Here is an 11,463-nt window from a genome sequence, read left to right on the forward strand (position 1 = left end):
ATGACTCTTTACTGAAAAATTATACTACTTTCAGGGGCGAAAGCAAAGCAATTCAACGCAAATCGCCTACTAAAAATATACTCTTTGGATTATACGGGGCACAATCCAAATTGTAAATACTAATAACGAAAAAAATGTATATTTTCATTGTTGAAACACATTTATTAAAGAATCGAACCTATCGACCCAACTCTTCACCTCTGAAAAGTGTGAATTGTCTTTAACATCAGACTCATCTATAAGACCATACCTCAAAAGGAAAAGGTTTGTCCAGAGACTAGGGTCTTTTATTATATTTTCTCCAAACGGATAGACCATCGCCGCATAAAGAGATAACTCACCACGTAAATTTTCTAGCTGAGTTTCATTTTTACTTCCGGACAATACTTTATCCAATTCGTCACACATTTTTAAGTAAACATCTGTTGACATGATCGGCTTTAATTTTGAAGGTTCAAATGTTTTCATTTCACCATAAAATGAAATATCAATTTTTTCAGTTATGCCTAACTTATACAAGTTTTCAGCCAATTCACTTTTCAATAGTGGATGTAAAAGTGGGTTTCCCAATAATAATTTACTTCCTGCTATGTAATCTTTTTTATCAAACTCTCGCATACTTCTGATCAACTGAATTTGACTTACCATGGGTTTTGTTACGATTGAACGCAAATGTGTCAAAATACTTGTCATATGAGGCTTAAACGAACGTAAATGACGTTCTTCTGCTAGAGAAACACGACGCTTAAAATCCAATATAAATGAATCATCGATCGTTGAAAAATTATTGTTATTGTAGTAATTGATAATTTGATTAGCCAACAAAAAATCATTATTTTCCAACACAATATCAGCTGCAAGTTTAGCCGCATCTGCATTGCTAAGGTAATAATTAAAATAGTCTAAAATAACTGCTTCAGCATCGTCAGCTTTTTTTAGGTTCAACAAAGAAGCAGCCAATCCTTGATTGATTAAAAAGGATGGCTGCATAGTATATGCTTCGGTATAAAGTTCAGTGGCTTCATCCCAATCACCTTTATTGAATGCATCGTCAGCTGCGTCTAATATCTTTTTTAGGTTATCTGAGTCGTCCATAAAATACCTCTTTATAGAAGATCAATTGATCTTACTTTTTAGATTTGCGATGTCTATTTTGATTAACTTCCATAATAACTGGCAAGATAACCGGATGGCGATTTGTTTGTTCATACAAGAAATGGTTCAGCTTATCTCTAACACCTTGTTTTAAATCAGACCAATCAAAATCCTTACTATTTTGCAAGTAATCAACAATAGTATCGACGATTAAATCTGAACTCTCGCTTAATAAATCTCGACTTGCACGCATATATACGAATCCGCGGGCTGTTATTTTAGGTTTAGCAATAACTTTCTTTTTCTTACGATCAATAGTAGCGACGGCAATAAAGACACCATCTTCAGCCAACAACTCTCGATCACGGAGAACGATACTTCCAATATCACCAATACCGATACCATCGATCATTGTATCTCCAGCTTCAACACCCTTACCTAAATAGAATTGTCCGTTTTCATAATTTAAAACGTCACCCTTTTTAGTTAAGAAAATGTTTTGATAAGGTACGCCCGTTTCATGGGCGATTCTAGCATGTGCGTCTAATAATCTATATTCGCCTTGTATTGGAACAATATTTTCAGGATTTAACAAGTTAATCATCAACTGCAGATCCGTTTTATTAGCGTGACCTGATGAATGGAGATCATCGCCTAATGATTTAACTTCTGCTCCAGTTCTATAAATAGCATCACGTGTCTTAGCAAAGCTTGTATCCATTGCGTGAGAAGGTGTTGTAGCGATAAATACTAAATCACCCTTCTCAATTTGAAATTTAGTTTTTGAGGCTGGATTGGCCATTTTAAGCAACAGCTTAATTGGTTCACCCATTCTACCTGTCTCAATAACAACTAATTTATTAGGATCTACATCCCCTAATTCCTTAGCTTTAACGATAAGTTTTTTATTGTCGATCTTCAAATAGCCAAATCTCATGGCTGTTTTAAGAATTCTTTCAGCATCTGTTCCTGACAAATAGACTTGTCTTCCAGTTTGATCGGCTGCATCAAGGACTTGTTGCATTCTTTGAATATTAGAAGCTACTTGAGCAACGACTATTCTTCCATTATGATAATTAAACATATCAAGAATGTATTCAAAAATATCACGTTCATTTGAATTTTCATATGGAGATTCAGCATTTGCCGAGTCACTTAATAAGGCAAGAACTCGCTCGCTACCAATTTTGGCAATACGTCCAAAATCGGTACGATATGTTGGGACTGCCGCTTGATCAAATTTAAAATCACCAGTATAAACAATTTGACCTTCACTAGTTTTAATATCAATTCCTAATGAACCAGGGATTGAATGTGTTGTCTTGAAAAATGCCACTGTAGCTTCTTCAAAGTCAATTGCTGTATTTTCATCAATAACATGAAAATCATCAAATTTTTTAGTACGACGGTCATTAGAACAAACTATTTTAGCCAATTCAATAGTCATCTTTGAACCGAAAACAGGAATATCATAATCACCTATCAAATAAGGTAGTGCGCCAATTGCATCGGCATGACCGTGTGATAGAAAAATTCCAACGACTTTATTAATATTTTCTTTTATATAAGTCATATCTGGAACGACTACATCAATTCCGTATAGATCATTATCAGGATATTGTAAGCCAATATCTAAAATATAAATTTCATTGTTAACTTCGACGGCATACATATTCTTACCGTTTTCACGTACTCCGCTTAATATAACAATTTTTATTTTTTTGCTCATTATTTCATCTCTCATTTCGTAAATATGGATAGATAACAATATCTAATTGTCGTTTTGAGTCCCTCTACTTAAGACTACTTGATATGTACCTGATTGTTATTCTATCACACCACATAATAAATTGAAATTTAGCGAAAAAAATAGGAAATTCCATTACGGAATTTCCTAAAATATATATTAACGACGTAGACCAAGTGACTTGATTAATTCACGGTAACGTTGAACATCATTATCTCTAAGATATTTAAGCAAGTTACGACGGTGACCAATCTTCTTCAACAAACCAACATATGAATGGTGGTCCTTCTTGTTAACCTTTAAGTGATCATTTAATGAGTTAATATCATAAGTTAAAACAGCAATTTGTACTTCTGGAGAACCAGTGTCTCCTTCTTTACGAGCATATTGCTTAATAATTTCTGTTTTCTTTTCTTTTGAAATAGCCATTTCATTCACCTTTTCCTAATTAATTTAGCCAAACTATGCAAGACGCTGGTGAGTCGCCAAACAGAGCATGGTTAGTACGATTAAATAGTTTACTATAAACTCCACTTACTTTCAATATGAAAATTTTATTAATCTTGATGAATTATCATAAAGCAATTCAATTAATTACAAATAATTTATTGCAATGAAACTATCAATTATGTATAATTCTATGTATTGAGTTTAAGTCAGTAGGTAATCGGAGGTGAAATAGATGCCACAAATTAAATCAGCAATCAAGCGTGTGAAGTCTGCAGAAAAGGCTAACCTTCGCAACAGTTCACAACGTAATGCTATGCGTTCAGCTATCAAGAACTTTGAAAGTTCAGCTGCTAATAACGCCGACAATAAAGAAGATTTATTCAGATCAGCAGTTCGTGCTATTGATATGGCTAAATCAAAAGGTCTTATCAAAGCTAACAAGGCTGCCCGTGATAAGTCAAGACTTGCTAAAATGAATTAAGACATAAGCAACTAAATGGTTGCTTATTTTTTTTGCACAAAAAAAGAGTCGTGATCTCAAAGTCACAACTCTTTTTTAGTTTAAAAGAACATATATTACGCAAATTTAGCAATGAATAAATCAAAAAGTAATTCCTTATCACCTTGTCCGGATTTAATTTGGTAATCTAAATCAACAATTGAGTGAAACATCATGATCAACTGTTGAATTTCCAAATTTCTAGCTTGTTTTAATGACATTTTGACACGATATGGATGTAATTTTAAATTTTTGGATATTGTTGACTCCGATAAACCGCGTTCGCTAAGTATTTTTGTCTGAATCAAGGTTCTCAATTGTGACATTAAAATGGCAACCAATAAAATTGGATCGATCTTTTGTAATAAAAATTGTTGATATAATTCTTCTGCTTGATAAATATTTTGAGCCAATATTTGATTCATCAACTCAAATACATTGTCATCCAAACTTTGTGGGACTAATTCATTAACAGCCTTTTCGTCAATAACCTTTGATTGTAAAGCATATAGTTTTAACTTTTCCAGTTGATTAACAATTTGAGAATAATTACCCTGAGTTTTATTGATCAGTAAATCTAATGCTTCTCTATTTATAGAATAACCATCATTTCTAAGATCTTCATTTATAGTTTTGACCAAACGTCCACTATCCATTTTGCTGGCATCAACCATCACGGCTGATTTTTTAAGTTGTTTAACAATCTTTTTACGTGAATCTAGTTTATCGTACGTAGCAAAGATGACCATAATAGTCGATGGTGTAGGATTTTTAACATATTCCGTTAACAGATCCATATTTTGATCAACAAAGTTTTTGGATTTTTCTCCAGTCAAAAAGTATGGGTGATTGATAAAGACCAAACGTTTTTCACCAAAAAAAGGTGCTGATATAGCTTCATTGATTGCATCGTCCAAAGATGTATCTTCTAAATCAAATGAAGAGAAGTTCATATCCCTTTCTTCTGGTAGTAAAAGATCCTTAAATGTTTTTTCAATTTGGTCAACAAAAACTTCTTCTTTTCCAGTTACAAGATAAACATTTTGAATATTTGATTTTCTTAATTCATTTTTTAATTCCGTTATTTTCAATTAATTCACCCTTTAAAAAAGTTTTTATCTTGTTATTTTGCATAAGCGGATAATAATACCAAGTAATCATACCATAATCTGCGGTATTCATATGTTGTACCTGATGATTATCATATCGTTTGATAGTCTCCTTATTTGGATGACCGTAACGATTATTTACTCCTGCAGATATAAACGCTATATCTGGCTTTGCTTTCTTTAACAGATCATTTCCACTCGACGTTTTAGAACCATGGTGTCCGGCCTTCAAGTAATCAATTTTTATTTGATAATCGTTTAATATCTTCTTTTCACTATCAATATCAAGATCTCCAGTAAACAACCAAGATTTACCATTAATAGAAGCTAACAAAGTTAGTGAATCTCCATTCTCACCAATACTTCTTTTCTTAGGCCACAGAACATTCCAAATAATTCCATTGGTTTCAAAATTATCTCCCTGTTTTAATGAAGTAAACTTTATTTTTGGGTGCTCATTAATGATAGTTTTGATGGACTTATTATCTTGTAACCCACTACCAAAACTTACTTCCAAAACGGGAAATTGATCCAATAAAGTAGGTAAATTTCCCATATGATCAACATCCTTATGTGACAAAAATACTCTATCAATTTTATTAATACCCTTTGATTTAAGATAAGGTATAGTAGAAGTTTCCACTTGATTTTTACTACTCCTTTTTTGCCAGTTTCTTTGTGGAAACGACAACTTACCACCAGTATCAATTAAAAATGTTTTTCTAATAAATGGAGTTGTAATGAGAATACTATCACCTTGTCCAACATCTATTAGAGATACTTGACCAAATAATGGAACCTTATTAAAAATAATGGCCATCGTAAATACAAACAGATAACTTTTTAAGTATATATTTTTAACATTCTTTGTTTCTAAATTAAATAGACTAAGAACTATTAAAATTAAAACAACGACTAAGGAAAACTTCCCTGTGATCAGAATGAACTGTCTATTTAGAGAAATATTTTCTAAAAACGAGTAAATGATTTCAAAAAAATCATTTACTAAATTCCATATTGAAAGATCAGGTAATATAGAAGAAAGAATTGTAGTCGGAAGTATAACATACGAAAAAAATGGAACAAAAAGTAAATTTGCTATCAAGATCAACCAACTGAACTGATATGTATACGTGGAAATAATCGGCAAACTAACTAAATTAAGTTTAAATGTCGCCATCAAAGCATTACTGGACTTATAGATAAACAATAAGGAAAAGGATAGTAAAAAACTCAATTGACCACCCATGTCCAAAATTGATTTCGGTTGTACAAAAAGACAAATCATCAAGGTTAGACTAAAAATATCTAAACTACTAAATTGTAATTTACTTTTAGTCAAAATAATTCCAATCAATGTTAATAAAATGGCTCTCCAAATTCCGATTTTTGATCCAACTAAAACCCCATAGGCTGGTAAAAGGAACAACAACATCCAGTCGGTCAGTTCCCTTATGACTTTAATGGTAGAAAAAAATTTTCTAAAAAAAGTTACAAATATCAACACATGTAGCCCAGAAAGACTAAATAGATGAATAATACCAAGAACACTTAGACTACTAAAAAAATCTTTCTCTTCTCCATTACTGTAGCCTAGTAAAAGACTTTGGCTATGTATTTTTAACCATTTTGGTAATGTATTTAGTTTTTTTAAATAATGTATTCGTAAAACATTTATTCTTTCAACAATCGTTTTTGGAATATAAGTTTTAAGATCATTCATTTTTACTAATTTAATTGAATAATAAATATTTTTATTACTCAAAAATTTTTGATAATCAAATTCACCCGGATTCCGAGTTGCTTTAATTTTTTCCACGTTATCAATGGAACCAATAAATTCAACAGGATCAGATAAAGATTGCCACATTTGTTTTTCTTTAAGATTCTTTAATTGATAAATGAATCTAACGTTTTGACCATCGACTAAGGTGTCACCGCTTAGTAAATCCCCATTTATCTTCGTATGATCTGGGAAAATGACTAATTTGGATTCTTGTGGGTTAATTTCAGATGTTGCCTTAATATTATTAACTCGAATAAAGAAGGTACCGCCTAATAAAATCATTAATAACATTAATAATGGTCGCTTCAACAAAATTACTCGTAACAATAGTAAAAGCATCAATATAATCCAAATGATTTTGTGATCACTGGTCAAAACTTCAGCCATGAAGTAGCAAAGTAATGCCGGAAAAATAAAATAATTCTTCATTTAAACGGTCAATTGATCTTTCAAGGATTCTAAAGTTTTATCACCTATTCCCGAAACTTTTGTTAAATCCTTCAAACTTTTAAAATTACCATTCTGTTCTCTAAACTCAATAATTTTTTGAGCCTTTTTAGGACCAATTCCAGTGACTGCTTGGAAATCTTCAACTTTAGCAGAATTTATATTCACAGGACTCTTACTTTCTGAGCCCTTATTCTCTGTTTTATTTTCTGAAGTATCACCAATTCTAGGAACAATAATTTGCATCTGATCAGTTACTTTTTGTGCTTGATTCACTTGTTTTATATCAGCATCTTCCGTAATGCCACCAGCCAATTTAATCACTTCTTGAGTAATTGCACCTTCCTTTAATCGGTAAACACCTGGTGATTTAACTGCACCTTGAATATCTATCATAAGTATCTTTTCTGCTGATTTTTTAGGTAGATCGGGCTTTTTTTGAATTGATTCTGTCTTTATAGGCACCGGTTTTGATGCTTGCTTAGTATTTAAATTCCAGATTCCAAACCCTAGGGCTAAAAATATCAAAACTATAATAGCTTTATTATCACGACTAAATTTTAAAATTTTTTCCATTTCATTCACCTCAATAAAAAATACGATGAAAATTCAAAAATTGACGAAAAAAAAGATGTGACGCAAGTCACACCTTATTTAGCTTATTTAGTTTTTTCAAGATATTTTATTGCTTCATTCAAAGATTTAACTGGTACGATTTTCATCTTAGTGTCAATCTTCTTAGCGGCACGTTTTGCTAGATGGTAATTATTCACATAATTAGGATCGTACTTTTTAATTTCTTTTGTTACTGGATCATCTGGAGCAAAGAATATCGTAGCTCCCTCAGAAGATGCTGCATAAACTTTTTTCTCAATTCCACCGATCGGTCCAACCGTACCATCAGGGGAAATTGTACCAGTACCAGCTACTATCCGATCTTTTTTGAGATTTTTATTAGTGATCTGTGAATATACTTGTAAAGTAAACATTAAACCTGCAGAAGGTCCGCCAATATCGCCGGCATTAATTTTTGTTGGTGGTGTTCCTTTTGATTCAGTATTATCGGTTAAAGTAATTCCTAACCCATAACGTTTGGTACTTGCTAATTTTACCAGCTTACCGCTTGCAGATTTATTTTTACCATTTCTTGAAAAAACAATTTTAACTGTGGCATTTTTGTTCTGCTTGCGGACATATTTTATAAATTGATTAGAGTTTTTAAACTTATAGCCATTAATGGAACTAATAGTATCTCCAACTTTTAATTTGCCTTTAAAATCAGAATTACCCAAGATATCCATCACATAGACACCTAAATACTTCTTAGTAAAAGGCTTGTCGGCAGCTGAATATGCAGCTTGAATAGCATTATTTGTGGCAGATTTCATATAATATTGCTGAACTTGCATATATTGTTGATCCGTCTCATTACCCATCAGTTCTTCACGAGGATAGATTGTTTCAAAATCATCCCCGATCGAACGTAATAAACTAAACGGCGTACCTTGCATAATACCAACGGTTGTCAGTAAAAAGTCGCCCTTTTTCTTATCATGCTTTCCATCAACTTTAACGTACTGGGAAGTGGATTCTGCACTACCAGGGACTTCTAAATAATAATTAGTTGGAAAAGTAAAAAACGCTAAGACGATTATAAATAGAAAAATCCCACCAAAGATCTTATTTCTTGTTTTATTAAATTTCAATAAGCTTAGTCCTTCCGCAATTTCTTAATCAAAGCTGTTGCCACATTTTCAGGGACGAACTTAGTAACATCACCACCAAATTTAGTAACCTCTTTGATCATTGATGATGATATATTAGCATACTTAGAATCAGCCAATAGAAATATTGTTTCAATTTCAGGGTTTAACGATTTATTCATTGAAAAAACTCCTGCTTCATAATTGAAGTCACTTGAATTGCGCATTGAACGAACTAAAGTATTTGCGCCATATTCCTTAGCTAATTTTGTTGTTAGTTGTTCTTTCCCATCGATTACACGGACATTTTTCAGATCAGCTATTTCAGCCTCAATAAAAGCTTTTTTCTCTTCATAATCAAACATGTAGTTTTTAGAGTTATTGGTCATAGTGGCTACAATTAATTCGTCAAACAACTTAGATGCTCGACGAATAATAGTTAGATGACCATTGGTAACAGGATCGAAACTTCCTGCATACATTCCAATTCTAGTTGGCATTTTTATCCTCCAAATTGATACATTGCTACTTTTGTATCTTTATAATCTTTTTCTTTAATAAGTGTTATTTTATCAGAGTTTAACTGAACATTATAATCCGTTTCGTCAACAATAATAGCCCCGTCATTTAATAAATCATTTTCGATCATATCCAAAATAATTTGTTCAGTGATCTTCATTCTATACGGTGGGTCTAAAAATACTAAATCAAACTTTATATTGTCTTCAGAAAATTGTTTTAAAGCTTCAGTGGCAGATTTTTTTATAATCGCAAATTGAGCTTCATGATGTGTTTTTTCGACATTATCTTTAATCGTATTAATGGCTTTATATGCCTTATCTACTAAGTATGCCTTCTCAAAACCCCTAGAAACAGCTTCAATGCCAAGACTTCCAGTTCCTGCGAATAAGTCTAGAGCAGTTCCATCATTAAGATACGGCGTTAACATACTAAAAATTGCTTCTTTTACTTTAGCAGAAGTAGGTCGAGTATTATTTCCGGGAACAGGTTTTAAATTCAACCCGCCAAAGTCACCTGATACAACTTTCATATTTAATCTCCTAACTCATCCTTTTTCTTATCTTTTAACACATAGTGATCGTCTAATTCTTTTCGATGAGCCATCGTTACACGTTTAACATATTTTTTATTAATTAATTCTTTTTTTACTTCAGCTGCCCTACTTGAATTAACATACAACATTACATACTTCATTTTTGGAGAAGAATAATAAATTGTTCCATAATGCTGTAATTTCTTTTTCCATTTCATCGAGTAGATCCAGACGTACATAGCCTGGCGCTCCACTTTTTTGTACATAAAATCACCCGTGTTTTTCTGTCATAAATTTATTCGTGGCTTCCAAATTTAAAACGATTCCTAGTGAAAATGAAAGAACTAGCAAACTGGAACCACCATAACTAATAAAAGGTAACGTAACACCAGTCAATGGTAATAGTCCTAACAAGCCACCAACATTAAATGCCATTTGCGCTAACAACATAATCGCTACACCATAATATACTAGAACGTTATACGTATTGGTCGATTTAATACCTAAATACAACATTCTAAAAATAATGAATCCTAATAATCCTAAAACAACAAAGACCCCTACTAGACCCAATTCTTCACTAATAATTGCCAAGATAAAGTCGGTATAAGGTTCTGGTAAATAACCTCTTTTTTGAATACTGTTTCCGAGTCCAACTCCAAAGATCCCACCGTTACTAATTGCATAAAAAGAATTTACCAACTGATTCCCAGATGTTCTCTCCAACTTAAACGGATGAAACATCGCCAAAATACGTTGATATTGATAATTTTTAACAATAAAACCAGGTTGAAATTTTGCTATCCAAAAAATTCCAGCTAAAAAGGCAGCTAAAAGACTACCATCCAACTTAAGAATATGACCAATCGGAATAGAAGATGAAGAAATTAGAACAACAGTGATCAATCCCAAAATAGCTGCCCCACCAATATCAGGCTGGAATGCTACCAAAAGTATAATTGCCACCGTCGTTATTACTGGTTCTCTAATTACCTTTAAAGAATCAAACAATCTGTCATTATCTAAAAGACTACTTTTTCGACTGGTTAGAATATACGCCAGATATAAAATTAGGGTTATCTTTGCTACTTCCAAAGGTTGAAAATTAATAATTTTTAAATTGATCCAAGCCGAAGCACCATTGATCCTGGTACTTGGATTTAATACCGCTCTTATTAATAAGAACGCCAGCGAACCCAAAGTAACAAATAATAAAAAGGCTCTAGTTCTAAAACTTTTAAACAGCTTAACTTTTAGCATAAAAGTTACAAATAGAATGAATAAACTAAGAATCGAATACAATCCTTGTTTTATCAGATATTTATTGGTACTTCCACCATGTGACATGACATTATAAAAACTGGCGGAATAAACCATAACTACACCAATACCCAAAAGTATGATGTAAGGAATTAAAATCCATAAGTCTATTAACTTTAGTTTTTTCACATTGATACTCCTAAAATCTAATAATAAGATTATACCACCAATCAAATATGGCGTATAGAATAGCAATGGATACCCGATTTTTGCCTAAAAAAATAAAGCTAGCAATCCAAAATCGGATTACTGG

At 32.2% G+C, this 11,463-nt stretch carries 12 protein-coding genes; 1 reads left to right on the plus strand and 11 read right to left on the minus strand.

What is annotated here, in order from left to right; genetic code table 11:
- Window positions 1–144 precede the first annotated feature (144 nt).
- The 3 genes from EKM77_RS02295 to rpsO form a co-directional block, all read right to left on the minus strand.
- Entirely contained in the window at window positions 145–1,095 is a 951-nt protein-coding gene (locus EKM77_RS02295; protein WP_125592224.1) for a tetratricopeptide repeat protein, read from the minus strand.
- A gap of 31 nt (window positions 1,096–1,126) precedes the next feature.
- On the minus strand, window positions 1,127–2,824 hold the full coding sequence (locus tag EKM77_RS02300) for a ribonuclease J (protein ID WP_125592226.1): 1,698 nt from the start codon (window positions 2,822–2,824) through the stop codon (window positions 1,127–1,129).
- A 177-nt stretch (window positions 2,825–3,001) separates the two neighbouring features.
- The gene (gene rpsO, locus EKM77_RS02305; RefSeq protein WP_125592228.1) at window positions 3,002–3,271 is read right to left on the minus strand and encodes a 30S ribosomal protein S15; all 270 of its coding nucleotides are present in this window, start codon (window positions 3,269–3,271) and stop codon (window positions 3,002–3,004) included.
- 253 nt (window positions 3,272–3,524) lie between these two features.
- On the opposite strand from rpsO, the gene rpsT reads away from it, so the two are divergent.
- Window positions 3,525–3,773, plus strand: coding sequence for a 30S ribosomal protein S20 (gene rpsT / locus EKM77_RS02310; protein WP_125592230.1), 249 nt, complete (start codon window positions 3,525–3,527; stop codon window positions 3,771–3,773).
- Window positions 3,774–3,868: 95 nt separating this feature from the next.
- On the opposite strand, the gene holA is transcribed toward rpsT, so the two are convergent.
- The 8 genes from holA to EKM77_RS02350 all read right to left on the minus strand — a co-directional run bounded on the left by holA (window position 3,869) and on the right by EKM77_RS02350 (window position 11,339).
- Window positions 3,869–4,882 carry a DNA polymerase III subunit delta gene (holA, locus tag EKM77_RS02315; RefSeq protein WP_125592232.1) on the minus strand — a complete coding sequence of 338 codons (1,014 nt, stop codon included), beginning with the start codon at window positions 4,880–4,882 and terminating at the stop codon, window positions 3,869–3,871.
- Window positions 4,857–7,115 carry a DNA internalization-related competence protein ComEC/Rec2 gene (locus tag EKM77_RS02320; RefSeq protein ID WP_125592234.1) on the minus strand — a complete coding sequence of 753 codons (2,259 nt, stop codon included), beginning with the start codon at window positions 7,113–7,115 and terminating at the stop codon, window positions 4,857–4,859. The genes holA and EKM77_RS02320 overlap by 26 nt, the downstream gene beginning before the upstream one ends.
- Window positions 7,116–7,709, minus strand: a complete 594-nt coding sequence (locus tag EKM77_RS02325; RefSeq protein WP_125592236.1) for a helix-hairpin-helix domain-containing protein — start codon at window positions 7,707–7,709, stop codon at window positions 7,116–7,118.
- Between the two features lie 83 nt (window positions 7,710–7,792).
- Window positions 7,793–8,839 carry a SepM family pheromone-processing serine protease gene (locus tag EKM77_RS02330; RefSeq protein ID WP_125592238.1) on the minus strand — a complete coding sequence of 349 codons (1,047 nt, stop codon included), beginning with the start codon at window positions 8,837–8,839 and terminating at the stop codon, window positions 7,793–7,795.
- A 5-nt stretch (window positions 8,840–8,844) separates the two neighbouring features.
- Window positions 8,845–9,336 carry a pantetheine-phosphate adenylyltransferase gene (coaD, locus tag EKM77_RS02335; RefSeq protein WP_125592240.1) on the minus strand — a complete coding sequence of 164 codons (492 nt, stop codon included), beginning with the start codon at window positions 9,334–9,336 and terminating at the stop codon, window positions 8,845–8,847.
- 2 nt (window positions 9,337–9,338) lie between these two features.
- Window positions 9,339–9,887: a 16S rRNA (guanine(966)-N(2))-methyltransferase RsmD gene (gene rsmD / locus EKM77_RS02340; protein WP_125592242.1), complete on the minus strand. Its 549-nt coding sequence runs from the start codon at window positions 9,885–9,887 to the stop codon at window positions 9,339–9,341.
- 2 nt (window positions 9,888–9,889) lie between these two features.
- The gene (locus tag EKM77_RS02345; protein ID WP_125592244.1) at window positions 9,890–10,156 is read right to left on the minus strand and encodes a YlbG family protein; all 267 of its coding nucleotides are present in this window, start codon (window positions 10,154–10,156) and stop codon (window positions 9,890–9,892) included.
- A gap of 4 nt (window positions 10,157–10,160) precedes the next feature.
- Window positions 10,161–11,339 carry an FtsW/RodA/SpoVE family cell cycle protein gene (locus tag EKM77_RS02350; RefSeq protein ID WP_125592246.1) on the minus strand — a complete coding sequence of 393 codons (1,179 nt, stop codon included), beginning with the start codon at window positions 11,337–11,339 and terminating at the stop codon, window positions 10,161–10,163.
- Window positions 11,340–11,463 lie beyond the last annotated feature (124 nt).

Source organism: Companilactobacillus baiquanensis (assembly GCF_003946605.1).
GTDB classification, from domain to species: Bacteria; Bacillota; Bacilli; order Lactobacillales; family Lactobacillaceae; genus Companilactobacillus; species Companilactobacillus baiquanensis.